Below are 25,569 nucleotides of genomic sequence, written 5' to 3' on the forward strand. Positions count from 1 at the left end.
GGTCCTTAGACCAATCTTTTTTATGTTTAAAATTAGTTATCCAGGATTTTTACAAAAGCCCAGTTTCCAATAGATTTTGTTCCGTATTCTAACATCATCGAATCTAGTAATTCATACTTGTTTTTTTCATAGAAGCAAACATTTTTTTCAGTACTAGTAATCAAGCCCAAGCGTTTGCAGCCTTTGGATTTAAGATAAGGTTCAACACCTTCTTGTAGAAAAGCACTCCCGATTCCTTGGTTTTGACTAGAAGCGTTGACTCCCAACATCATCAAATACCAGTCAAAATTTCCTGATCTTTTCAAATGCTGTTCGGAACGTTCCACCAAATCAAGATATTTCAAGAGATTGCGAGGAGTAATAAAGCGGAAAAGCTTGACCATACCATTCAGCAAATAAGATAGAATGGAAAAATCCTTTTGTTGCAGGAGGGCAACGGCCATGATTTCCCCGTCTCGTTCAGCGACTATACAGGTCTCTCCTTTGATATAGAGTTTGGTCAGAAGGCTATCCAATAATTCTAAGAATGCTGGGTAATATTCTGTTTTTTTTAAATCGTCTTTGATAAGAGTCATGAAAGGGTAGTCCATGAAGGCACCAGCCAACACTTTTCCAATTTTTTGATATTCATCTAGCCTGGCTTCTCTGTATACTATTTCTTTCATATCAAACTCCTTCATTAAAATCTCTCTATCTATTATAACGAAATTTCTCACATTTTTCGATTGAAATGTGAATTTTTCACAAAAAAGCTTTATTCACAATAATTTATTTAAAGATATAAACAAGAAAAGGTATTAAAAAACCCCGCAGTTTTAACTGTAGGGTAGATTAATTCTATTTTGTAGGGATTGAAATCTCAATCAATTTATCAGAATAGAGGGTTTTAATATTTGCCTTATCAATAGCCTGTTGATTAATTTTACGACTGAGGAAAAATTCTTTGATTATTTCCATTTCTTTTTCCCGGATTGCACGATGTTTATTGGAAATGAGGATTTCGTAATGAAGTGGAGCCTGAGTAAAAATAACATCTGTATTTCCCGCAGAATAAACCTCTACAAGCGTTGCGTCTGTGCTTTCTAGCTGACTTTTAACAAGTTGCGAGTGTGAATTTGTAGTATTGATAAGCTTCATAGGGTTTCCTCCTGTATATCTATGTCTATTATAGCACTTTTTGGGAAATTTGGTAAAGATAGTTTAAATTTGATGTTGTTTTTTCCAAGCTTCGATCGCCCATTTGTGACTTCCACGTTTTAAGTTAGTAATAGCTTCATCGATTGGGAACCAAGCTAAGTGATTGAAGTCCTCGAGAGGTTTTTGGATTTCTTGGTAAGAAGTAGCTTCGTAGAGATAGGCTGGATTGTAGTAATAGGTGTCACGATGTCTAGAGTAAAAGTATTCATCAGCTTGCCCGTAGTAGGTGCCGATTTCAGCTGTAAATCCTAATTCTTCAATCAATTCTCGTTTGAGAGCTTCAAGGTGATTTTCACCTTCTTCAATTTCGCCCCCTGGTAAGAACCATGCACCATTTGGAGCTTGTACGAGGATAATCTTTTCATGGTTTGCATCAGGTATGACTGCATAAACGCCATATCTATTTTTGTAGGTTACTCCCTCTTTTTTTTCTCCAAATGTTGGATTTGTCATAAAGTTCTCCTTCGTGAGTGCGCTTTCTTTCTATAATAGTAAAGAATGCTCTCACTGTCAAGTAAGAACATTCTTTTGTATGTGAGGAACTAGTCGTTTGACTCGACTGTTTCCGTTTTATTTTTGGACTTAATCACGATTTTACCTTTACTTGTCATGACTGCCTTGAGGTCTTTTTCACTCGGATTTTCAAGATAGTAGTCTGTAATGGCATCTTCGATATAGTCTTGGATGGTACGACGGAGTGGACGAGCTCCCATTTTTGGATCGTAACCAAGGTCTACAAGTTTTTCTTTAACCTTTTCTGTTACATCTAAATGGATGTTATTACTTGAGAGACGTTTATTCACATCTTCCAACATAAGGTCAACGATTTGTAGGAGATTTTCCTTGCTGAGAGCCTTAAATTCAATAATACCATCAAAGCGGTTCATGAATTCTGGACTAAAGAAGTTGCCTAATTCTCCAAGGACAGAGTTGGTACGACCTTCTCTAGCTGCACCAAATCCAACGCTTGCTTCAGCTTTTCCTGTACCTGCATTTGAGGTCATGATAATGATGGCATCCTTAAAGCTAACAGTGCGTCCTTGACCGTCCGTTAAGCGGCCATCATCCAATACTTGAAGGAACATATGCATAACATCTGGATGGGCTTTTTCAACCTCGTCAAGGAGGATAAGTGAGTAAGGGTTGCGACGCACTTTCTCTGTCAACTGACCTGCTTCATCATAACCAACGTATCCTGGAGGGGCACCGACGAGTTTAGCAACACTGTGTTTTTCCATGTATTCACTCATATCAAAGCGAATCATGCTATCAGCAGAACCAAAAAGCTCAATAGCTAGTTGTTTAGACAGTTCTGTTTTACCGACACCTGTAGGACCAACAAAGAGGAAGCTACCAATTGGACGGTTTGGTGTTCCAAGCCCAACACGGTTACGACGGATAGCCTTGGCAATCTTATCAACAGCATCATCTTGACCGATAACATGAGCCTTGAGGTCGTCTGCTAGGTTGATGAGTTGAGACTGTTCTTTTTCTTTTAAATCACCAACCGGAATATTGGTCTTTTGTTCAATAATGTGTTCAATCGTCTTTTCGCTGATGATTGGAGTATCCTGATCCGTTACTTTTGTTTTTTGCATTTCTTTATATTTAGCAATCTGGTCACGGAAGTAGGCTGCTTTCTCAAAATCTTCATCTCGAGTTGCTTGGGCCTTGAGATTTTCTGCCTCGATTAAGCGTTGGTCGATGACCTTAGGATCCACAAAATTCAAAGTTAAGTTCATTTTAGAACCAGCCTCATCTAGGAGGTCAATAGCCTTGTCCGGCAAGAAACGATCTTGGATGTAGCGGTTAGAAAGAGTAGCAGCAGCTTCGATAGCAGCATCTGTATAATGAACGTGGTGGTAATCTTCGTATTTCTTTTGGATACCTTTGAGAATAATAATAGTCTCTTCCACAGTTGGTTCATCAACTTTGACAGGTTGCATACGACGTTCAAGGGCAGCATCTTTTTCGATGATGCGATATTCATTGAGGGTAGTAGCACCAACTAGTTGGAGTTCGCCACGAGCAAGAGCTGGTTTTAGGATATTTCCTGCATCCATATTGCCGTCTCCGGCAGAACCAGCACCGACAATCTCGTGAATTTCATCGATAAAGAGGATGACATCTTTGCGCTCACGAATTTCTTCCATGAGTTTCTGCATGCGCTCTTCAAACTGTCCACGAATTCCTGTACCTTGGACAAGGCTAACAACGTCTAAACGGATGACTTCTTTCCCTTGAAGTTTGTGGGGAACATCACCATCTACAATTTTTTGAGCGAGGCCTTCGACAACGGCTGTCTTACCAACACCAGGCTCTCCGATAAGGACGGGATTGTTTTTGGTTCTACGGTTGAGAATTTCAATGACACGGATGATTTCTTCGTCGCGACCGATAACAGGGTCGACATTTCCACGGCGGGCAATCTCGGTTATGTTGATACCGTACTCATCCAAGAGTCCTTTTTCTTGACTAGGAGGAGGTGTTTGAGCTGGCCCGCGATTTTGGGAACCAAAACCACCATTGCCACCATTTCCACCACCTGACTGGGTTGGAGGAACATTATTATTTGAAGAAGGTCTAAAGTTATTCAGATCGTTAAAGAAGTCTCCAAATGGATCAAAATCACGATTGTTTAAATCTGTAATGCCTTTGAATAAGCTATTGTTAGGATCTGTTTTGATAATTTTGTAGCAATTTTGGCAAAGATCGATTTGCTTTTGTTGCCCATTAAGATTGGTGTAAAGATGGATCGTAGAATCATTGATTTTACAATTTTGACAGAGCATATCACTACCTCGTTTCTTTCTTGGCTTTGACTAAAACAGAAAGGTCAAAAATAGTCAAAGTTCTTTAGTCTCATTATATCATGATTGAAGGGGAAAGCAAGTAAAAAGATTGAGTCTTAGAACTCATGATAAAAGAGTTTTGTAGATGAAATATAGGGATAAAAAGAAAAATCCTATTTGTCATGCAAAAAGGATTTTCATTGGTCAAAGCAGGAGACTTCTCCGGCATTTATTCAACAATTAGTATAAAAGTTCGTAGATTTCCATCGCAATGAGGTCGATGCTATCAAATGTATATGTTTCACGAGCTTCAACGTCACGAAGTGTAAAGAGTGGTCCGTTTTCTTCGTCGTGGTTAAAAGCAACCTCTGCGACAACAACTCCTTCGCGCTCAAAGTTACGTTTCAAGTTACCACCATCTTTAGTCATTGCTTCTAAGCGATTGATGATTCTAACCAAATGTGATTCCATTTTGATTCTCCTCCATTTCTTATCTTTACTATTTTACCATAAACAGACTCGACTTGACTAGAAAAAAACTAAGATTTCTCGCTATTTCTATCGTCTTTGAAAATTTATTGAAAATATTAGGAGAAAATGTTGAATTTTTATGCAATATATGTTATCCTTATACAAGTTTTAAGTTTAAATATTAAAAACAGAAAGTAGAGTATCCATGAATTTTTCTTTTTTACCGAAATATCTACCATATTTTAACTATGGAGCCGTTGTAACAATTATCATATCTATCTTGGTAGTCTTCTTGGGGACCATTCTAGGAGTGCTGCTGGCCTTTGCACAACGTTCAAAGATTAAACCACTTGCCTGGTTTGCTAATCTATATATCTGGGTCTTCCGTGGGACTCCGATGATGGTGCAGATTATGATTGCATTTGCCTTGATGCATATTAGTGCTCCGACTATTCAAATTGGGATCTTAGATGTTGATCTGACTCGCTTGATTCCGGGGATTTTGATTATCTCTATGAATAGTGGTGCCTATGTATCAGAAACAGTTCGTGCTGGGATTAATGCAGTGCCAAAGGGACAATTAGAAGCAGCTTATTCACTAGGTATTCGTCCTAAGAATGCCATGCGTTATGTCATTTTGCCCCAGGCTATCAAAAATATCTTACCTTCTCTAGGAAATGAGTTTATCACTATTATCAAGGATAGCTCGCTCTTGTCAGCTATCGGGGTTATGGAGTTGTGGAATGGAGCTACTACAGTATCAACAACTACTTACCTACCTTTAACACCGCTCTTATTTGCAGCCTTTTACTACTTGATTATGACCTCTATCTTGACACTGGCCTTGAAAGCTTTTGAAAATCGTATGGGACAAGGAGATAAGAAATAATGACTGAAACACTTATAAAAATTGAAAACCTTCATAAAAACTTTGGGAAAAATGAAGTTTTAAAAGGAATTGATCTTGAAATCAAAAAAGGACAAGTAGTGGTGATTATCGGACCTTCTGGTAGCGGTAAGTCAACCCTCCTTCGTTCGATGAATCTCCTCGAAGAAGCTACTAAAGGAAAAGTTATATTTGAAGGTGTTGACATTACCGATAAGAAAAATGACCTCTTTGCCATGCGCGAAAAGATGGGAATGGTTTTCCAACAATTCAATCTCTTCCCAAATATGACGGTAATGGGAAATATTACACTCTCTCCTATTAAGACTAAAGGGGAAAGTAAGGCAGTTGCTGAAAAGAGAGCCCATGAGCTTTTGGCAAAGGTTGGGTTACCAGATAAGGCAGATGCTTATCCACAAAGTCTGTCTGGTGGGCAACAACAACGTATCGCTATCGCCCGTGGTCTTGCTATGGAACCAGATGTCCTACTCTTTGATGAACCAACTTCTGCTCTAGACCCAGAAATGGTAGGAGAAGTACTAGCAGTTATGCAAGAACTTGCTCAGTCAGGAATGACCATGGTTATCGTAACGCATGAAATGGGCTTTGCTCGTGAGGTGGCGGATCGTGTCATCTTTATGGCTGACGGTGTCGTTGTCGAAGACGGAACTCCAGAGCAAGTTTTTGAACAAACCCAAGAACAAAGAACCAAGGATTTCTTGAGTAAGGTTTTGTAAGAGTCGTAAAATTATATCCATTTCGACTTTTTTTAGGTGGATAGTTCGACAAGTTAGAGCAAAACTTCATTACTTAGTTTAGATTAAAGTTATAAATAAAAAGTAGGCATCAGCAAATGCTGATGCCTACTTTTTGTAGTTAAAATAAGAAGGTAATGCTTGTAAGTATACCTAATACTGCGAAAATAATTTTCCAAACTTGTTGGTTCTTTTTGAAAAGCTTATCAGAGTATAATGCTAGTATAAGAAATATAAAAAATAGTATATATTTATTAAAGATTGGCATGGCTTTCCTCCTTTTATTGTAAGACTTCCATTACTTACATTATACATTATTTTAAATGCAGAATCAAAAATTAATATCTTTATTCTGTGGAGTTCCTTTATCCTCCAGTAAGAGAATACCTAGTTCTCCAACTGAGATTTTTCTTATAGTTTCAGACTATAGGGTATCTTAGGTAAGAAGTGTTAGAATGCAGAACGATTTTTTGTTATAATAGAAAATATTTGTTAGAAAAGAGAAAATACATGACACAGATAATTGATGGAAAGGCTTTAGCAGCCAAGCTACAAGGACAGTTGGCTGAAAAAACAGCTAAATTAAAGGAAGAGACAGGTTTGGTTCCAGGATTGGTCGTTATTTTAGTCGGAGAAAATCCAGCAAGCCAAGTTTACGTACGCAACAAGGAGCGTTCTGCTATCGCTGCAGGCTTCCAAAGTGAAGTCGTGCGAGTTCCGGAGACCATTACTCAAGAGGAATTGTTAGAATTAATCGCTAAATACAATCAAGATCCAGCATGGCATGGGATTTTGGTCCAGCTTCCATTACCAAAACACATCGATGAAGAAGCTGTTTTACTAGCTATTGATCCTGAAAAGGATGTGGATGGTTTCCATCCTCTCAACATGGGACGCCTCTGGTCTGGTCACCCAGTTATGATTCCTTCAACACCTGCAGGGATTATGGAAATGTTTCATGAATATGGGATTGACTTGGAAGGTAAAAATGCGGTCGTAATTGGTCGTTCCAATATTGTCGGGAAGCCTATGGCCCAGTTACTGTTGGCTAAAAATGCAACTGTAACCTTGACCCACTCTCGCACCCATAATTTAGCCCAAGTAGCTTCTAAAGCCGATATTTTGGTCGTAGCTATCGGTCGCGCCAAGTTTGTGACTGCTGACTTTGTCAAACCAGGTGCAGTTGTCATTGATGTAGGGATGAACCGAGATGAAAATGACAAGCTCTGTGGAGATGTTGATTACGATGCTGTTGCACCAATTGCTAGTCATATCACCCCTGTACCTGGTGGAGTTGGTCCAATGACCATTACCATGCTGATGGAACAGACTTATCAGGCTGCTTTAAGAACGCTGGATAAAAATTAAGTTTATGATGAAAAATGGTTGAGATAGTGATATCTCGACTTTTCATTTGCTGTAAAGATACTTATTTCAATTGATGTTTTTCTTTATTTTTTTGTAGTATAATGAAGTAGAGGTGATTAGGTGATTGTAAAAGTTTGTAATGCAGATTATAGTCTCCAGTGGGATGGAATCTATCAATTTGCTCTTGAAAACTATCCACATATTCAAGAATGGGAATTGGAGAAGCTAGCAAAGTTTATTGCTTATGAACAGGACCATTGTCGTCAGACCATTATGGAATGTGAGGATTTTGAATTAAATATACAAATTCATGATTACTTGCAAGAGCATAGCTATTTTCCTCCCTACAGGCCAAGTCATCGCCTTGTAGCTTCTACTTATGATATTCATAGGAAGTTGGTTACTTCAAATTTTTGTAGTCATACTTGTACAGTTGAGGTGGCTCAGGCGATTTTTCAGACTGGAAAACTTATGTCGGCGGTAAAAATATTTGGTAAAAGTGGGGCTGAGCTAGTTACAGATAGTCGTAATGCAGCTTCTGATCCAGCAGACTATTTTGACTATATCATGTTCGGATGGTCTAATACGTCTTCGGGTTACCGACTCGCTATGGAGCGTTTGTTAGGACGGGCACCGTCTGAGGAGGAATTGCAAGAAAAGTTCATTCCTGGCGTTAGTTTTCATTTTCTGTATGAAGAATTAATTCAAGCGCCAGGTTATATCTTTGATGGCTATCATGTTGCGAAGGTAAGAGATAGTTTAGATTTGGATACCTTTCTTCATTTGTGTATCATCCCGTCAAAAGATAAGGCTTGTTTTGAAGGTTTGATTCCTTGTCAATTACAAGATAGAGTGATTTACCTAGACTATGAGGGAGAAGGGTTACAGGCTTGGAATACCAAGGTTAATCAAGTGCTACAAAGTAAGGATAAGTTTAAGGAGTAGTGTATGAAAGAGATTGATCAAGCTCTACTGAAAAAAGTAATCATCGAGCGTCCTCGTTCTAGTCATAAGGGAGACTACGGTCGTCTTCTCTTGATTGGGGGAACGTATCCCTATGAGGGAGCGATTATTATGGCTGCTTTAGGGGCTGTTAGAAGTGGTGCAGGCTTGGTGACAGTAGCAACGGATGAAGAGAATATTCCAGCTCTACATAGCCATCTGCCAGAGGCTATGGCTTTTGACCTTGATGATAAGCAATTACTTGAGCAACAGTTGCAGAAAGCTAATATTGTCTTGGTCGGACCTGGACTAGTGGATGATGAGCGTGGAGAAGAGCTTCTCCAAACAGTCTTTCATCATTTAGTCCAAAATCAGACCCTCATACTGGATGGTGGTGCCCTATCCATTTTTGCTAAGACGGGAATGAAATTTCCTAAGGCTCAGCTTGTTTTAACTCCACATCAAAGGGAATGGCAAGTCTTGTCAGGCTTAGATTTGACTTCCCAAGGAACCGATGAAACAGGGGAGGCCTTGAAGAAATTTCCTACTGGGATGATTCTAGTTCAAAAAGGTCCTGCTACTCGAATCTGGCAAGCAGCTCAAGCTGATTGTTATCAACTGGGTGTTGGTGGTCCTTATCAGGCGACTGGGGGCATGGGAGATACCCTAGCTGGGATGATTGCTGGTTTTGCTGGTCAATTCCCACAAGTTAGTCTCTATGAAAGAGTGACGGTAGCGACCTATCTACATTCAGCCATTGCCCAAGAACTAGCTGAGGACAACTTTGTAGTTCTGCCAACCACGATTAGTCAACATATCCCTGCATTCATGAAAAAAATACAAAAAGACACCTGATTTTTTCAGGTGTCTTTTGATGATTAGAAGAGGCCTTTGACCTTATCTACAAGACCGTTAAGTCCTTCTGATCCTGAGACCAAAACTTGTGCTTGGCTTAGGTACTCACTGAGTTGATTTTTGTTTTCATCAACAAACGTTTTTGCTGCAGAAAAATCTTTGTTCTCAATGAGTTCCTTTACTTGATTAAACAAATCTAATGGGTTCATGAGTTCCCTCCTTTTCTACAATTCTATCCAATCATTTTTTTCAAATCTTGCAAGAAACTTGACTCTTCAAATAAAGTTCAGGGGTGTCAAATGGTGCAAATTTTGATATAATTTTTAGTGATGAACTTTAGAAATAATCGGTATGTGGTTGTAGATTTAGAAGCAACAAGTACTGGAAGTAAGGCGAAAATCATCCAAGTGGGAATTGTAGTCATTGAAGATGGTGAGATTGTTGAACAGTATGCGACTGATGTCAACCCTCATGAACGCTTGGATTCTCATATCAAAGAATTAACGGGTTTGACTGATAAACGTTTGGCAAAGGCTCCAGAGTTTTCTCAGGTGGCTGGAAAGATTTTTGAACTGGTCAAAGACGGTATTTTTGTTGCGCACAATGTTCAGTTCGATGCTAATTTATTGGCAGAATTCCTCTTTTTTGAGGGTTATGAATTGCGCACGCCTCGTATCGATACAGTGGAGTTGGCTCAAGTCTTTTACCCTCAGCTTGAGAAGTATAATCTCGGTATTCTTTGCCAAGAGTTGGGGATTCCTCTAGAGCAAGCCCATTCAGCCCTATCTGATGCTCAAGCAACAGCAGAACTCTTTCTTTGTATGAGACAAAAGATGTTTGGACTGCCAAAAGGGTTGTTGGAGCGCTTATTGAGTTTATCAGACAGCTTACTCTATGAATCTTACCTAGTCATCGAGGAAGTTTATCAGAAACAGTCTCTCCTCGTTGAGCATGATTTGGTAGAAGTACAAGGCTTATTCTTAAGAAAAGAGAAGCCAGTCCTTTCTCCACGCAAACTCTCAAAAGATTTCCAAACTAATATTGCCTTGCTAGGTTTGGAGGAGAGAAGTCAACAAGAAGAATTTGCCCAAAAGGTTCAAGAGTTTTTACAAGGGGAAGTCATTTCCTTTATTCAGGCTCAAACAGGAATTGGGAAAACCTATGGTTACCTGCTACCGGCCTTGTCACTTGAGAATGAAGGGGGAATCCTACTCAGTGTTCCGACTAAAATCCTTCAAAATCAGGTGATACAAGAGGAGGCTAAAAGACTAGAAGAGATTTTCCATATCTCTATTCAGAGTCTTAAAGGTCCTCAGAATTACTTGAAGCTAGATGCCTTTCATACAGTTCTAGAGGAAGAAGAGTCCAATCGTCTGTATACACGATTCAAGATGCAACTTCTAGTTTGGTTGACTGAAACAGATACAGGAGATTTAGACGAGATTGGTCAGCTATATCGCTACCAGCAGTTTTTACCAAACTTGGTTCATGATGGCAACCTTCACAAAGACTCTCTCTTTTGGCTAGAGGATTTTTGGAAACGAGGTCAGGACAAGGCTCGTTCTTGTAAGTTGCTTGTGACCAATCATGCTTACCTCGTTACTCGACTTGAAGATGATCCGAGTCTTTTAGAAGGGCGTCTCTTGATTTTAGATGAAGCCCAGAAAGTCTTGTTGACATTGGAAAATCTTTCTCGTAAAACTTATTTGTTAACGGATTTGCTAGATCAACTAGACCAATCTTTATCGAGAGAAGAAGGTATGCTTCAAAGACGCTTGCTAGAAAGTATTCGTTTTGAAGTTTCTTACCTACTCGATCAGTTTCTATCTGGTAAACGGAAGATGTGCCCAGCTAGTAGCATTGACAAGCTCCACCAAGATTTTTCTGAGTTGAATTTACCAGAATTTAAAGACTATCAGAGATTTTTTACATCTGAGGGAGAATTTTGGTTATCGACTTCAGATGTGTCTAGTAAGAAGGTTGAAATCACTTCAAGTCGCAATCATCGTTTGCTCTTTTCTCAGATTTTCCCAGAATCCTGTCAGCTATTAGGAATCTCTGCAACCCTTGAAATTAGTAGTAGGGTTTCTTTACCAGAATTGTTAGGTTTTCCTCAAGCTGCCTTTTACTGCATGGACGAACAGTTTCAGGAAAATCAGGAAATCTTGTTGGTGAAGGATTTTCCGTTGGTGACAGAAATTTCATCCGAGGAATATGCACAAGCAATTGTAGAAGTTCTAGAAGAATTATTCCAGCTTGAAGAACCCATTCTAATCTTATTTACTGCAAAAGACTTATTGTTGCAAGTTTCAGATGCTTTGAGGGTTCCCCATCTGGCCCAGTACAAGCACGGAGAACCAGCCCAATTGAAAAAACGCTTTGAAAGAGGCGAGCGTGAGCTCTTGCTTGGGGCGGGAAGTTTTTGGGAAGGTGTCGATTTTTCAAGACATCCTCGAGTGATTGAAGTGGTGACTCGTTTGCCTTTCCAAAATCCAGAAGATCCCTTTACTAAAAAGATGAATCAAGAACTTCGTTTGGAAGGAAAAAATCCTTTTTACGATTATCAGCTACCTATGGCCATTATTCGTCTTAAGCAAGCGATTGGACGAACCATGCGCCGAGTTGGTCAACGCTCCGCAGTTTTGATTTTAGATAGCCGTATGTCAAGTAAACGATATGGCAAACAAATCAGCAAGGCTCTGTCTCGTACCAGTCGAGTAAGGAATATTAGCCGAGAGCAAGTATTCTCAAAAGTTCAAGAATTTTTAAATAAACAATGAAATGAATACCTGAAAGAATGAAGGAGGCCTTTTATGAAACGTTCTCTCGACTCTAGGGTCGATTATAGTTTAATATTACCAGTATTTTGTTTGTTGGTGATTGGAGTTGTAGCTATTTATATAGCAGTTAGTCATGACTACCCAAACAATGTTTGGTCCATACTTGGACAACAACTGGCTTGGATATCGCTAGGGATTGTTTTTAGCTTCATAGTCATGTTTTTTAACACAAAATTTCTCTGGCAGTCCACGCCTTATTTATATGGACTCGGTCTAGCCTTGATGGTCTTGCCTTTAGTCTTCTACAACCCGAGTTTAGTAGCTGCAACTGGTGCGAAAAACTGGGTGTCAATCGGTGGTTATACACTTTTTCAACCCTCCGAATTCATGAAGATATCCTATATTTTGATGCTGGCATACGTTATCGTAACCTTTACCAAGAAACATAAAGACAAAGAACGAACGATTGGTTTAGATTTTTTATTAATTTTGTGGATGATTGTTTTCACGATGCCAGTTATGGTTTTGCTAGCCTTGCAAAGTGACCTTGGTACAGCTATGGTTTTTGTCGCAATCTTTGCAGGACTTGTCTTATTGTCTGGTGTTTCTTGGAAGATTATTATTCCAATTTTTGTAGTAGTTGTATCGGCGATTGCAGGATTCCTAGCAATCTTTATCACAAAAGACGGGCGTGCCTTTATGCATCAGATTGGGATGCCAACTTATCAGATAAATCGTATCCTAGCTTGGCTCAATCCCTTTGATTATGCCCAAACGACTACCTATCAACAGGCGCAGGGTCAAATTGCGATTGGTAGCGGTGGAATTTTTGGTCAAGGCTTTAATGTGTCTAATCTCCTTATTCCAGTCCGCGAGAGTGATATGATTTTCACAGTAATTGCGGAAGATTTTGGATTTATTGGTTCAGTTGTAGTGGTTGCACTCTATCTACTGCTCATCTATCGCATGTTAAAGATTACCCTAAAATCCAATAATCAATTTTATACCTACATCTCAACTGGATTTATCATGATGCTCTTGTTCCATATCTTTGAAAATATTGGTGCGGTTACTGGTCTTCTTCCTCTGACAGGGATTCCTTTGCCCTTTATTTCCCAAGGGGGATCAGCTATTATCAGTAATCTAATTGGTGTCGGTTTGCTGTTATCGATGAGCTACCAAACCCATTTGGCTGATGAAAAGAGTGGTCGAACAAGATTCAAACGTAAAAAAGTTGTATTGAAAAAAGTGAAATAAGGAGGTCGCTATGCCTAAAGTTGCAGTTATCCTAGCAAATGGTTTTGAAGAAATTGAAGCCTTGACGGTCGTAGACGTCATGCGCCGCGCAAATATCACCTGCCATATGGTAGGATTTGAAGATAAAGTGACAGGTTCACATGCCATTCAAGTTCAGGCTGATCGAGTGTTTGATGGTGATTTATCAGAGTATGACATGATTGTCCTTCCAGGAGGTATGCCTGGCGCTGCCCACTTGCGGGACAATGAACAATTAATCACTGAACTTCAAAAATTTGAGAAAATAGGTAAAAAGGTGGCAGCCATCTGTGCTGCTCCAATTGCTTTGAATCGAGCTGGTCTCCTAGAAGGAAGAAACTTCACCTGCTATGATGGAGTCCAAGAACAAATTGCTGACGGTCACTACCACAAAGAAACAGTCGTAGTGGATGGAAATATCATTACGAGCCGTGGACCAGCAACAGCTTTAGCCTTTGCTTACTACTTGGTTGAAACACTGGGCGGAGATGCTGAGTCTCTAAGAAATGGCATGCTCTACACAGACCTATTTGAAAAATAATGAACAAACGGAGGAGAATCTTTCTTGATGGAGAAGATTCTTCTCTTTTTTAATGGCAAAAACCAAGGTAAACATCGCTTTTTTTATAAAAAATGGTATAATGAAGGGTATGAAATATCACGATTACATCTGGGATTTAGGTGGAACCCTGCTTGATAATTATGAAACTTCTACAGCAGCTTTTGTAGAAACATTAGCAGAGTTCGGGATTGAGCAGGAACACGATAGTGTTTACGAGGCTTTGAAGATATCGACTGCCTTTGCTATCGAAAAGTATGCTCCAGGTATTGAAAACTTTCTTGAGAAATATAAGGAAAATGAAGCCCGTGAGCTTGAACACCCAGTTTTATTTGATGGGATTCCGGTACTCTTGGAAGAAATATCAAACCAAGGTGGCCGTAATTTCTTGGTTTCTCATCGAAACGATCAGGTATTGGAGATTTTAGCAAAAACTGAGATAGCTCCTTACTTTACAGAAGTAGTGACGGCTAGTTCAGGTTTTAAACGCAAGCCTGATCCTGAATCGATGATTTATTTACGTGATAAGTATCATATAACGTCAGGTCTAGTCATTGGTGACCGTGCCATTGATGTAGAAGCAGGACATGCTGCAGGCTTAGATGCCTATCTCTTTGAGGATATTGTGTCCTTAAAACAAGCAATAGACATGTAAGAAAAAGGGGAAAAATGACAGAAGATATTAAAAACCAACAGGCACAAGATTATGATGCCAGTCAAATTCAAGTTTTGGAAGGTCTGGAAGCTGTTCGTATGCGTCCAGGGATGTACATCGGTTCAACTTCGAAAGAGGGTCTTCACCACCTAGTCTGGGAAATTGTAGATAATTCTATCGATGAGGCCTTGGCAGGATTTGCTAGTCATATCGAGGTCTTTATTGAACCTGATGATTCCATTACAGTTATCGATGATGGTCGTGGAATTCCAGTTGATATCCAAGAGAAAACAGGACGTCCTGCCGTTGAAACAGTCTTTACTGTTCTTCACGCCGGAGGTAAATTCGGCGGTGGCGGATACAAGGTATCTGGTGGACTCCATGGTGTAGGGTCATCAGTTGTAAATGCTCTTTCAACACAGTTGGATGTTCGCGTTCATAAAAATGGAAAGATTCACTACCAAGAATACCGTCGTGGTCATGTTGTTGCAGACCTTGAGGTGATCGGGGATACGGATAAAACAGGGACAATCGTTCACTTTACTCCAGACCCAGAAATTTTTACTGAGACAACGACATTTGATTTTGATAAATTAAATAAACGTATTCAAGAGTTAGCCTTTTTGAACCGCGGGCTTCAAATTTCTATTACTGACAAACGTGAAGGACTTGAACAAACCAAGCATTATCACTACGAAGGCGGGATTGCGAGCTACGTTGAGTACATCAACGAAAACAAGGATGTTATCTTTGATACACCAATCTACACAGATGGTGAAATGGATGATATTACAGTGGAAGTCGCGATGCAGTACACAACGGGTTACCACGAGAATGTCATGAGTTTCGCCAACAATATTCATACCCATGAAGGTGGAACACATGAGCAAGGTTTCCGTACAGCCTTAACTCGTGTTATCAATGACTATGCTCGTAAAAACAAACTTCTAAAAGATAACGAAGATAACCTAACAGGTGAGGATGTCCGTGAAGGATTGACAGCTGTTATCTCTGTGAAGCATCCAAATCCTCAGTTTGAAGGACAAACTAAGACAAAACTTGGAAATAGTGAAGTTGTAAAGATTACCAATCGCCTCTTCAGCGATGCATTCTCTGACTTCCTTTTGGAAAATCCACAGATTGCTAAGCGCATCGTTGAAAAAGGGATTTTGGCTGCCAAAGCGCGTGTTGCTGCCAAGCGTGCGCGTGAAGTTACACGTAAGAAATCTGGTTTAGAAATTTCAAATCTTCCAGGAAAATTAGCGGACTGTTCATCAAACAATCCAGCTGAAACTGAACTTTTCATCGTCGAAGGAGACTCTGCAGGGGGGTCTGCAAAATCAGGACGTAATCGTGAATTCCAAGCCATCTTACCAATTCGTGGTAAAATCCTTAACGTTGAAAAGGCAACTATGGATAAAATCCTTGCAAATGAGGAGATTCGCAGTCTTTTCACAGCTATGGGAACAGGATTTGGCGCAGAGTTCGATGTTAGCAAAGCTCGCTATCAAAAACTGGTTATCATGACAGATGCCGATGTCGATGGAGCCCATATTCGTACTCTCTTGTTAACTCTGATTTATCGCTATATGAAACCCGTTCTAGAGGCTGGTTATGTTTATATCGCTCAACCACCAATTTACGGTGTCAAAGTTGGTAGTGAGATTAAGGAATATATTCAACCTGGCGCAGACCAAGAAGTCCGCCTACAAGAAGCCTTGGCTCGCTACAGCGAAGGTCGTTCCAAACCAACCATTCAACGTTATAAAGGTCTTGGAGAGATGGATGACCACCAACTTTGGGAAACTACGATGAATCCTGAACATCGTCTCATGGCTCGTGTATCAGTAGATGACGCAGCAGAAGCAGATAAGATTTTTGATATGCTCATGGGTGATCGAGTTGAACCACGTCGAGAATTTATCGAAGAAAACGCTGTTTACAGTACTCTTGACGTATAAAAATATTGGGAAATAGTTCCCAATGTTTGAAAAATATGATATAATCATTACAATTGTGTCATGTATAAAAGGAGTTTGATATGTCAAATAATCAGTTGATTATTACTTTGATTGGAATTGCAGTCCTGCTTCTTATTGCTTTTGCAGTAGCAATTTTGCTACGTAAACGAAATGAGAGTAGACTTGCAGCTTTAGAAGAAAGAAAAGAAGAACTATATAACCTTCCTGTTAATGATGAGGTAGAGGTTGTAAAAAACATGCATCTGATCGGTCAAAGTCAGATTGCTTTTAGAGAATGGAACCAAAAATGGGTAGATTTGTCTCTTAACTCTTTTGCAGATATCGAGAATAACCTCTTTGAAGCTGAAGGATACAATAACTCATTCCGTTTCTTGAAAGCTAAGCACCAGATTGATCAAATTGAAAGTCAAATCCAACTTGTTGAAGAAGATATTGCAGAAATTCGTAATGCCTTGTCTGAGTTGGAAAAACAAGAGTCAAAAAATAGTGGACGTGTTCTGCATGCCCTAGATTTATTTGAGAAACTACAAAACACTGTAGCTGAAGATTCTGAAAAATATGGTCAAGCTCTTCCAGAAATTGAAAAACAATTGGAGAACATCCAATCTGAGTTTTCTCAATTTGTAACCTTGAATTCATCGGGAGATCCGGTTGAAGCAGCAGGCATTTTAGATAACGCTGAAAATCATATTTTAGCTTTGACACATATTGTTGAAAGAATTCCAGCGATTGTCACTAAGCTTACCACTGAATTGCCAGAACAACTTGAAGATTTAGAAGCTGGTTACCGCAAGCTTTTAGATGAAAACTACCATTTTGTAGAAACTGATATCGAATCTCGTCTTCAACTTCTCTATGAAGCCTTGAAGAATAATCACGAAAATATCCGTACATTGGAGTTGGATAATGCAGAGTATGAAAATACTCAAATCCAAGAAGAAATCAATGCACTTTATGATATTTTCACTCGTGAAATTGCAGCCCATAAAGCTTTTGAGAAATTGGTAACTACCCTTCCTACCTATCTTAAACACTTGAAAGAAAATAATCAGGTACTGGTTAAAGATATCGAACGTCTTGGGAAAACCTATTTGATTTCAGAGAGCGATGTAAATCGAGTTCGTCGTCTTCAAGCTGATATTTCAGCCTTGAATGCCACTATTGAAGAAATGAATAATGCAGAGTCAGAAGTTTCAGAAGCATATTCTGTCTTACAAGAACGTTTGGAAAATCTCCAATCTACATTAAAAGATATTGAAGATGACCAAATCGGTGTTAGTGAGCGTCTCGTTCAAATTGAAAAAGATGACATCAATGCTCGTCAAAAAGCAAATGTATATGTCAACCGTCTGCATACGATTAAACGCTACATGGAGAAGAGAAATCTTCCAGGAATTCCACAAAAATTCTTGAAGCTCTTCTTTGATGCAAGCCACAGTACAGAAGACTTGATGGCTGAGCTGGAACAAGCGCAAGTGAATATCGAATCTGTGAATCGTATCCTTGAGATTGCGACAAATGATATGAATATGTTAGAAGAAGAAACATACAGTATCGTTCAAAATGCAACATTGACAGAACAATTGCTTCAATATTCGAACCGTTACAGATCATTTGATGATCGTATTCAACAAGCTTTCCAAGAAGCTTTGAATATCTTTGAAACAACATTTGACTACCAAGCATCTTTCGAAAAAATCTCTCAAGCATTAGAAGTTGCTGAGCCTGGTGTTACCAATCGCTTCGTTACTTCTTATGAAAAAACAAGAGAAAGTATTCGTTTCTAATTTATAAAAGAATCCTAGATTTTTCTAGGGTTCTTTTACTTTTCTTTACTTATTTTAAATCTTTCCCTGCCATGTTTTCATTGAAATTATAGTTCATATTTGATATGATAAGACTATGACAAAAAAGAGATTACCCCAGAATAAAGTAAAGAAGAAAAATAATAAAAAGCTTGGCACTCTTGTCTTGCTTTTGTTTCTAACAATGTTAGCACTCGGTAGTGTGATTACCTATAAAGTGTTGAACAAGCAAGCCTTTGAACAGAAGATTGAGAGTCTCAAGAAGGAAAAAGATGACGCCTACTCCCAAGGAAGTCAAAAAGAGCATTTTCGCAAGGAAAAATCTGAAATTATCACCTATTATCCACTAGTTGGAGACAGCCTTATTTCCTCTGCCAAAGATATCATCGTAAAAGACATCACTGAAAAAGTAGAGGGTAAAGAACAGTTGATTTTTTATTACTCAGAAAAAGGGGATTCCTCTTTAACTGGGGTTGAAAATCGTTTGATAAAAAAACAAGCCTATGACTTGGAAAATTCTAATGTCGTTGAAATAGAAAATACTACTTTAGACCAGCGGTATCTGAAAGAGGACGGCTCTATCTTTACCCTGGATCAATTCTTTACAGACCCATCTACAGCCAAAGAAAAAATCCTTGAGGGTGTTAAGTCAGCTCTCCTAGATAAAAAAATAGAGCAATCAATTGTCGACCAAGTTTCAGCTGATTTCTCAGCTACAGAATTGTCAAGTTGGAAGTTTGCTTACAAAGATAGTCAATTGGTTCTATATCCAGTTAAGGCAACTACAAATGTTGAAGAGATAGCAATGCCTATTTCAGATTTCTTTGATTATATTCAAACATCCTATCTAACAGAAAAAGATGCTGAACTTTATAAAAAAGTTCAAGCAGAAAAACATAAAAAAGTGGTAGCTCTTACCTTTGATGATGGTCCTGATGGTAATACAACACCACAAGCCTTGGACATCTTAGCTAAGTACAAAATCAAGGCAACCTTCTTTGTACAAGGAAAAAATATTGCAGGTAATGAAGCTATCCTCAAACGTATGCAGGCTGAAGGGCACGAAGTTGGAAACCATAGTTGGAACCATCCAGTTTTAACACAACTCTCATTAGAAGATGCTAAGAAACAAATTACGGATACAGAAACAGCAATCACTAGTGTTCTCGGAAAGAGTTCAAAATTGATGCGCCCACCATATGGTGCCATCTCAGATGATATCCGTAATAGTCTCGATTTGAGCTTTATTATGTGGGATGTTGATAGCTTAGACTGGAAGAGTAAAAACGAAGCAGCCATTCTAACACAAGTCCAACGTCAAACGACAGATGGGTCTATCATCCTCATTCACGATATCCATCAAACATCTGTTAACTCATTGCCAAAAGTTATTGAATATTTGCAGGGACAAGGGTATAGCTTTGTTACAGTCACTGAATTACTAGGGAATCGTGTAAAACCACATGAGATATACTATTCTCGTACCCAATAATTAGATTTAAATTCAATTATTAGAAAAAACTAAAAAAGATTATTTTTATCTTGACAAGTAGGAAAAAACTTGATATCATATAAAAGATGAGAAAAGCAGAAGTGAGAACTTCTCGCCTTGCGACTAACGTTGTCTGGCCCCTACAGATCAAGTTTCAGAAATGAACTATAATCATGTAGAGCGGATTTGCGTTAGCAAGTCCGCTCTTGTTTTTCTCTAAAATAAAAAAGAGGTGAAAACCATAGCAAAGCAAGACTTATTCATCAATGATGAAATTCGTGTACGTGAAGTTCGCTTAATCGGTCTTGAGGGCGAACAATTGGGTATCAAACCACTTGGTGAAGCGCAAGCACTTGCGGACGACGCTAATGTGGACTTGGTTCTCATTCAACCTCAAGCTAAACCTCCTGTTGCGAAAATTATGGACTACGGTAAGTTCAAATTTGAGTACCAGAAGAAACAAAAAGAACAACGCAAAAAACAAAGCGTTGTAACCGTGAAAGAAGTTCGATTGAGTCCAGTTATTGATAAGGGTGATTTCGATACGAAACTTCGCAGTGCTCGCAAGTTCCTTGAAAAAGGGAACAAAGTGAAGGTTTCCATTCGCTTTAAGGGTCGTATGATTACCCATAAAGAGATTGGAGCAAAAGTTTTAGCCGATTTCGCTGAAGCAACTCAAGATATTGCTATCATCGAACAACGTGCTAAAATGGATGGTCGTCAAATGTTCATGCAGTTGGCCCCAGCAACTGACAAGAAATAATCTGTCAGAAAGTTAAAAAAAGGAGAAAATATCATGCCAAAACAAAAAACACACCGCGCATCAGCTAAACGTTTCAAACGTACAGGTTCTGGTGGACTTAAACGTTTCCGTGCTTACACTTCTCACCGTTTCCACGGAAAAACTAAGAAACAACGTCGTCATCTTCGTAAAGCATCTATGGTGCATTCAGGAGATTTCAAACGTATCAAAGCAATGCTTACTCGCTTGAAATAATCGCGTATTTGTAAGTTAACAATTCTAGGAAATATTGGAGGAAATATAAATGGCACGTGTTAAAGGTGGCGTTGTATCACGCAAACGTCGTAAACGTATTTTAAAATTAGCAAAAGGTTACTATGGAGCTAAACACATCTTGTTCCGTACTGCAAAAGAACAAGTAATGAACTCTTACTACTATGCATACCGTGACCGTCGTCAAAAGAAACGTGACTTCCGTAAATTGTGGATCACACGTATCAATGCGGCAGCTCGTATGAACGGACTTTCATACTCACAATTGATGCATGGTTTGAAATTGGCTGAGATCGAAGTTAACCGTAAAATGCTTGCTGACTTGGCTGTTAACGATGCAGCAGCTTTCACAGCTCTTGCAGATGCAGCTAAAGCAAAACTTGGTAAATAATTATTCACAAGACTGGTGCAAATTTGTCCCAGTCTTTTTTAAACAAAGGAGAAAAAATGGCTTCAAAAATGTTACACACTTGCTTGCGAGTAGAAAATCTTGAAAAATCAATTGCTTTTTATCAAGATGCTTTTGGATTTAAGGAATTGCGTCGTCTGGACTTCCCAGAACACGCTTTTACCATTGTTTATCTAGGTCTTGATGGTGATGATTATGAATTGGAGTTGACTTACAACTACGATCATGGACCTTATGTTGTAGGTGACGGTTTTGCGCACATCGCTCTAAGCACACCTGACCTTGAGGCTCTTCATAAAGAACATAGCGACAAGGGTTACGAAGTGACAAATCCAAATGGACTTCCAGGAACACAACCAAACTATTACTTTGTTAAAGATCCAGATGGATACAAGGTAGAAGTGATTCGTGAAAAATAATAAAAACTCCTCATTTGTCAAATTGAGCGAGACAATTTTACCTGACTCAGAAAAACTTGATAGGGAGGAGTGTAGGTCATTTATGTTAGTTTCTTTCAGACAAATGTGTGCGTTTATCTGAGACTAACATAGATGGCTTTTTCTATCTAGCTTAATGTGACAAATTGGGATATAATAAAAATAACTTAACAAATTAGTTGGAGAAAAAAATGTCAGACCAAAATCCAAATGTAGAGCTAAACAAAGAAGATAAACTAATTGTAGAAAATAATTCGGTGGAAGCTATGAAGAATGGTCCAAAAGCAGTCAAGAAACCTTCGGCTCTTCTATCTTTCTCATTTTATTTGGCACTTACCTATATTCTTCTATTTATATCTCTTGCTTTATCTGCTGGTAAATGGGGAATTGTATTCTTGATTTTTCTAGGTCCAAATTTAATTCCTTACGCTATAGCAACTTTTTTAACTAGGATAGGAATCAAGAAAGTAAATAGAAATTTCTTGTATGCGAGTGCAGGATTTTATTTGATCTCAGGACTTTTAGCATTCGACCCGGATTGGCAGATGTTTAGGGTTTTTCCTTATCTCTCACTAGTCCTAGTTCTAATCGGGATATTTTTAACGAAAGATACAAGTAACTAAGTTAAAAAAGCTAGGCGCAACTCTTCTTCGAACTTATTTCATATCATAAAACCATAGCCTTTAAGTCTGTGGTTTTTTAGTTTCATGATTAGAAAGAAATTGTGTTTCTATTTTCTAAAATGGTATAATAGAAAAAGAAAAAGGGAGGTGAGAAAGAATGATTGCCCAACTGGATACGAAAACTGTCTATAGTTTCATGGAGAGTATGGTTTCAATCAAGAGATATGTTAGCCTTGGGAAAGAATATGGCTATTCATCACTTGGAATCATGGATGAAGACAATCTCTATGGAGCCTATTATTTCATCAAAGAATGCCAAAAACAGGGGATTCAACCTTTATTAGGCCTTGAGATAACACTTCATCATAAAGATGAATGGATCAATCTACGTTTTCTAGCCCTGTCAAACCGAGGTTATCAAAACCTGATGAAGCTGTCGTCTCTGAAGATGACAGGTAAAAAAGAATGGGCTGATTACTCTTCCTACCTTGAAGATATTTGTGTTATTGTTCCTTACTATCCTGAAATTGATTCCTTGGACTTAGGGCATGAATACTATATCGGAGTGTTTCCAGATACAGCTCAATCGAATTTTTCTCACCCTATTCTTCCACTTTATCGTGTTAATTCTTTTGAAGCTGAGGATTTAGAAACACTTCAAATGCTCAAGGCGATTAAGGAAAACGTGACCTTGAGAGAGGTTGATGTTCAATCTCAACAAGGCTTGTTTTTGCCTGCTGAACGTCTTGAACAGGTTTTTCTAGAGAAGTTCCCAATCGCACTGGATAATCTTGCAAGATTAATCAAGGATACCTCCTACGAGATTGATAGTAGTCTCAAGCTTCCACGTTTCAATCCAGAAAGACCTGCTGTTGAGGAACTTCGGGAAAGAGCTATCAAGGGCTTGGAAGAGAAAGGTTTACTAGATTCAGTCTATCAGGAACGTTTAGAAGAAGAACTGTCTGTGATTCATGATATGGGATTCGATGACTATTTCTTGGTTGTCTGGGACCTCTTACGTTTTGGTCGTTCCCAAGGTTATTATATGGGAATGGGACGCGGATCCGCAGTTGGAAGTTTAGTGGCCTACGCTTTAGATATTACTGGAATTGATCCTGTTGCTAAAAATCTTATCTTTGAGCGTTTCTTGAATCGTGAACGTTACACCATGCCAGATATTGATATTGATATCCCAGATATCTATCGCCCTGAGTTTATTCGCTATGTTCGTGACCGTTATGGTAGTATCCATGCTGCGCAGATTGTCACTTATTCAACCTTTGGAGCCAAGCAAGCCATCCGAGATATCTTCAAACGCTATGGTGTCCCTGAGTATGAGTTGACAGCTATTACGAAAAAAATAGGCTCTAAAGATACTCTAACGACAGCCTATGAAGGAAATCTTGGTTTTAGACAACTCATTCAAAGTAAGATTGAGTACCAAAAGGCCTTCTCTATTGCTAAAAAGATAGAAGGTTACCCACGACAGACTTCCATCCATGCTGCTGGAGTCGTTATTAGTGACAAAAATCTAACAGACTACATCCCTCTTAAGTATGGAGAGGATATGCTGATTACCCAATATGATGCGCATGGAGTTGAAGGAAATGGCTTGCTCAAGATGGATTTCTTGGGCCTACGAAACTTAACCTTTGCTCAAAAAATGCAGGAGCTCTTATATGAAACTCAAGGTATTTCACTAAGAATTGAGGATATTGATCTTGAAGATAAGGCAACCTTAGCCCTCTTTGCAGCTGGTAAGACAAAGGGAATCTTTCAGTTTGAACAACCTGGGGCCATACGCTTATTGAAACGAGTGAAACCACAAAATTTTGAAGAAGTAGTGGCGACGACTTCCTTGAACCGACCAGGTGCGAGCGACTATATCGATAACTTTGTTGCCAGAAAACATGGTAAAGAAAAGGTTACGGTTCTGGACCCTGTGCTAGAAGATATCTTAGCTCCGACCTATGGCATCATGCTCTACCAAGAACAGGTGATGCAAGTAGCTCAACGCTATGCTGGTTTTAGCCTCGGGAAAGCCGATATGTTACGTCGTGCTATGGGGAAAAAGAATGCGGCTGAGATGCATCGAATGGAGGAGAGTTTTATCCAAGGCGCTCTCGAAAAAGGGCATGGACAAAAACAGGCTCAAGAAGTTTTTGCCGTAATGGAAAAATTTGCCGGTTATGGTTTTAACCGTTCGCACGCTTATGCATATGCTGCCTTAGCCTTTCAGCTTGCCTACTTTAAAACACATTTTCCAGCAATCTTCTATCAGGTCATGCTCAATTATGCTAGCGGGGATTATATTCTAGATGCGCTTGAAATGGGCTTTGAATTAGCTCCGCTTTCTATCAATACGGTTCCATATCAAGATAAACTAGCAGATAAGACAATCCATCTAGGACTTAAGAGTATTAAGGGAATGCCTCGTGATTTTGCCTACTGGATTATCGAGCATCGTCCATTTAGCAGTGTTGAAGATTTTATCACAAGATTACCCAAAAATTATCAAAAGATTAGCCTCTTAACCCCTTTAGTGGAAGTAGGACTTTTTGATGGATTTGATAAAAATCGTCAAAAAATCTTAACCAACCTACCAACTCTATTTATCTTTGTAGAAGAATTAGGTAGCCTCTTTGCGGATTCTAGCTATAGTTGGATAGATACAGAGGATTTTTCAAATATTGAAAAATTCCAAAAAGAGCAGGAATGGTTAGGAGTTGGCATCAGCCAACACCCATTGCTGGTTTTAGCGAAGAATCCTTTGTATCCTATTGTGAGTTTATCTGAACTTTCCGAGGGACAGACAGCAACAGTGCTCGTTGAAATTCAGTCTATCCGAGTGATTCGAACTAAAAAAGGTGAAAACATGGCCTTTTTGAAAGTTACCGATAGTAAAACAAGTCTGGAGGTCACTGTTTTTTCTGAACAGTACCGCCAATTTAAAAATCTTTTGCACGAAGGAAGTTTTTATTACCTAAATGGAAAAGTACAAGCCAGAGATGGTCGTCTTCAATTAGTTTTAAATAATTTAAAAGAGGCAGTGAGTGAGCGTTTTTGGATTCAAGTTCCCAATCATGACCACGATTCTGAAATTTATCATATTTTAGATCAGTACAAGGGACAAATTCCTGTTGTCATTCGTTATGAAAATGAACAAAAAAATATTCTTTTGCCTGGTTATTTAGTTGCAAAAGACGCTGGCTTACAAGAATCTTTAAAACAGATTGTCATGAAAACGATTTATCGTTAAAAATCAATGAAA

Annotated in this window: 24 protein-coding genes and 1 other annotated feature; of the genes, 18 read left to right on the forward strand and 6 right to left on the reverse strand. The window is 38.9% G+C overall.

Annotated features, from left to right (window positions below; genetic code table 11):
• Positions 1-32 precede the first annotated feature (32 nt).
• From SPAR10_RS09900 to SPAR10_RS09920, 5 genes are all read right to left on the reverse strand, one after another.
• Positions 33-665 carry a GNAT family N-acetyltransferase gene (locus SPAR10_RS09900; protein WP_004253818.1) on the reverse strand — a complete coding sequence of 211 codons (633 nt, stop codon included), beginning with the start codon at positions 663-665 and terminating at the stop codon, positions 33-35.
• 172 nt (positions 666-837) lie between these two features.
• Entirely contained in the window at positions 838-1,137 is a 300-nt protein-coding gene (locus SPAR10_RS09905) for a DUF1827 family protein (protein WP_004253819.1), read from the reverse strand.
• A gap of 63 nt (positions 1,138-1,200) precedes the next feature.
• The gene (locus SPAR10_RS09910; protein WP_004253820.1) at positions 1,201-1,650 is read right to left on the reverse strand and encodes an NUDIX hydrolase; all 450 of its coding nucleotides are present in this window, start codon (positions 1,648-1,650) and stop codon (positions 1,201-1,203) included.
• Positions 1,651-1,739: 89 nt separating this feature from the next.
• Positions 1,740-3,989, reverse strand: coding sequence for an ATP-dependent Clp protease ATP-binding subunit (locus SPAR10_RS09915; protein WP_004253823.1), 2,250 nt, complete (start codon positions 3,987-3,989; stop codon positions 1,740-1,742).
• Positions 3,990-4,229: 240 nt separating this feature from the next.
• On the reverse strand, positions 4,230-4,460 hold the full coding sequence (locus SPAR10_RS09920; RefSeq protein WP_004253825.1) for a DUF1797 family protein: 231 nt from the start codon (positions 4,458-4,460) through the stop codon (positions 4,230-4,232).
• Between the two features lie 205 nt (positions 4,461-4,665).
• Between SPAR10_RS09920 and SPAR10_RS09925 the strand changes: the two genes are divergently transcribed.
• The 5 genes from SPAR10_RS09925 (at position 4,666) to SPAR10_RS09945 (ending at position 9,266) form a co-directional block, all read left to right on the forward strand.
• The gene (locus SPAR10_RS09925) at positions 4,666-5,349 is read left to right on the forward strand and encodes an amino acid ABC transporter permease (protein ID WP_004253828.1); all 684 of its coding nucleotides are present in this window, start codon (positions 4,666-4,668) and stop codon (positions 5,347-5,349) included.
• The gene (locus SPAR10_RS09930) at positions 5,349-6,083 is read left to right on the forward strand and encodes an amino acid ABC transporter ATP-binding protein (RefSeq protein ID WP_004253831.1); all 735 of its coding nucleotides are present in this window, start codon (positions 5,349-5,351) and stop codon (positions 6,081-6,083) included. The genes SPAR10_RS09925 and SPAR10_RS09930 overlap by 1 nt, the downstream gene beginning before the upstream one ends.
• A 528-nt stretch (positions 6,084-6,611) precedes the next feature.
• Positions 6,612-7,469 carry a bifunctional methylenetetrahydrofolate dehydrogenase/methenyltetrahydrofolate cyclohydrolase gene (locus tag SPAR10_RS09935; RefSeq protein WP_004253833.1) on the forward strand — a complete coding sequence of 286 codons (858 nt, stop codon included), beginning with the start codon at positions 6,612-6,614 and terminating at the stop codon, positions 7,467-7,469.
• A gap of 120 nt (positions 7,470-7,589) precedes the next feature.
• A complete protein-coding gene (locus tag SPAR10_RS09940) occupies positions 7,590-8,414 on the forward strand; it encodes a hypothetical protein (protein WP_004253835.1) in 825 nt (274 codons plus the stop codon).
• Between the two features lie 3 nt (positions 8,415-8,417).
• Positions 8,418-9,266, forward strand: a complete 849-nt coding sequence (locus SPAR10_RS09945) for an NAD(P)H-hydrate dehydratase (protein WP_004253838.1) — start codon at positions 8,418-8,420, stop codon at positions 9,264-9,266.
• A gap of 23 nt (positions 9,267-9,289) precedes the next feature.
• Here SPAR10_RS09945 and SPAR10_RS09950 read toward each other — a convergent pair whose 3' ends face one another.
• The gene (locus tag SPAR10_RS09950; protein ID WP_004253843.1) at positions 9,290-9,475 is read right to left on the reverse strand and encodes a hypothetical protein; all 186 of its coding nucleotides are present in this window, start codon (positions 9,473-9,475) and stop codon (positions 9,290-9,292) included.
• A 120-nt stretch (positions 9,476-9,595) separates the two neighbouring features.
• Here SPAR10_RS09950 and SPAR10_RS09955 point away from each other — a divergent pair, with 120 nt between their 5' ends.
• The 13 genes from SPAR10_RS09955 to SPAR10_RS10015 all read left to right on the forward strand — a co-directional run bounded on the left by SPAR10_RS09955 (position 9,596) and on the right by SPAR10_RS10015 (position 25,557).
• Complete coding sequence (locus SPAR10_RS09955; protein ID WP_025170583.1) at positions 9,596-12,046, forward strand: bifunctional DnaQ family exonuclease/ATP-dependent helicase; 2,451 nt, start codon at positions 9,596-9,598, stop codon at positions 12,044-12,046.
• A 33-nt stretch (positions 12,047-12,079) separates the two neighbouring features.
• Positions 12,080-13,303 carry an FtsW/RodA/SpoVE family cell cycle protein gene (locus SPAR10_RS09960; protein WP_004253849.1) on the forward strand — a complete coding sequence of 408 codons (1,224 nt, stop codon included), beginning with the start codon at positions 12,080-12,082 and terminating at the stop codon, positions 13,301-13,303.
• 10 nt (positions 13,304-13,313) lie between these two features.
• Positions 13,314-13,862, forward strand: a complete 549-nt coding sequence (locus SPAR10_RS09965) for a DJ-1 family glyoxalase III (protein WP_004253852.1) — start codon at positions 13,314-13,316, stop codon at positions 13,860-13,862.
• 109 nt (positions 13,863-13,971) lie between these two features.
• Positions 13,972-14,535 (forward strand): HAD family hydrolase, encoded by a 564-nt coding sequence (locus SPAR10_RS09970; RefSeq protein WP_025170584.1) that lies wholly within the window; start codon positions 13,972-13,974, stop codon positions 14,533-14,535.
• Between the two features lie 14 nt (positions 14,536-14,549).
• Positions 14,550-16,496, forward strand: coding sequence for a DNA topoisomerase (ATP-hydrolyzing) subunit B (gene gyrB, locus SPAR10_RS09975; protein ID WP_004253857.1), 1,947 nt, complete (start codon positions 14,550-14,552; stop codon positions 16,494-16,496).
• Between the two features lie 80 nt (positions 16,497-16,576).
• Positions 16,577-18,304 carry a septation ring formation regulator EzrA gene (gene ezrA / locus SPAR10_RS09980; RefSeq protein WP_004253859.1) on the forward strand — a complete coding sequence of 576 codons (1,728 nt, stop codon included), beginning with the start codon at positions 16,577-16,579 and terminating at the stop codon, positions 18,302-18,304.
• A 115-nt stretch (positions 18,305-18,419) separates the two neighbouring features.
• A complete protein-coding gene (gene pgdA, locus SPAR10_RS09985) occupies positions 18,420-19,814 on the forward strand; it encodes a peptidoglycan-N-acetylglucosamine deacetylase PgdA (protein ID WP_004253868.1) in 1,395 nt (464 codons plus the stop codon).
• An 87-nt stretch (positions 19,815-19,901) separates the two neighbouring features.
• Positions 19,902-20,032, forward strand: a sequence feature (ribosomal protein L20 leader region).
• Positions 20,033-20,046: 14 nt separating this feature from the next.
• Positions 20,047-20,577, forward strand: a complete 531-nt coding sequence (gene infC / locus SPAR10_RS09990) for a translation initiation factor IF-3 (protein ID WP_004253871.1) — start codon at positions 20,047-20,049, stop codon at positions 20,575-20,577.
• 33 nt (positions 20,578-20,610) lie between these two features.
• Positions 20,611-20,811, forward strand: a complete 201-nt coding sequence (gene rpmI / locus SPAR10_RS09995; RefSeq protein WP_001125942.1) for a 50S ribosomal protein L35 — start codon at positions 20,611-20,613, stop codon at positions 20,809-20,811.
• A gap of 49 nt (positions 20,812-20,860) precedes the next feature.
• Positions 20,861-21,220: a 50S ribosomal protein L20 gene (rplT, locus tag SPAR10_RS10000; RefSeq protein WP_000124834.1), complete on the forward strand. Its 360-nt coding sequence runs from the start codon at positions 20,861-20,863 to the stop codon at positions 21,218-21,220.
• 56 nt (positions 21,221-21,276) lie between these two features.
• Positions 21,277-21,657, forward strand: coding sequence for a lactoylglutathione lyase (gene gloA / locus SPAR10_RS10005; RefSeq protein ID WP_004253875.1), 381 nt, complete (start codon positions 21,277-21,279; stop codon positions 21,655-21,657).
• A gap of 209 nt (positions 21,658-21,866) precedes the next feature.
• Positions 21,867-22,298, forward strand: a complete 432-nt coding sequence (locus SPAR10_RS10010) for a hypothetical protein (protein WP_004253878.1) — start codon at positions 21,867-21,869, stop codon at positions 22,296-22,298.
• 157 nt (positions 22,299-22,455) lie between these two features.
• Complete coding sequence (locus SPAR10_RS10015; protein WP_004253881.1) at positions 22,456-25,557, forward strand: DNA polymerase III subunit alpha; 3,102 nt, start codon at positions 22,456-22,458, stop codon at positions 25,555-25,557.
• The last annotated feature ends 12 nt before the right edge of the window (positions 25,558-25,569 follow it).

The organism is Streptococcus infantis SPAR10, assembly GCF_000279535.1.
Taxonomy (GTDB): Bacteria; Bacillota; Bacilli; order Lactobacillales; family Streptococcaceae; genus Streptococcus; species Streptococcus infantis_I.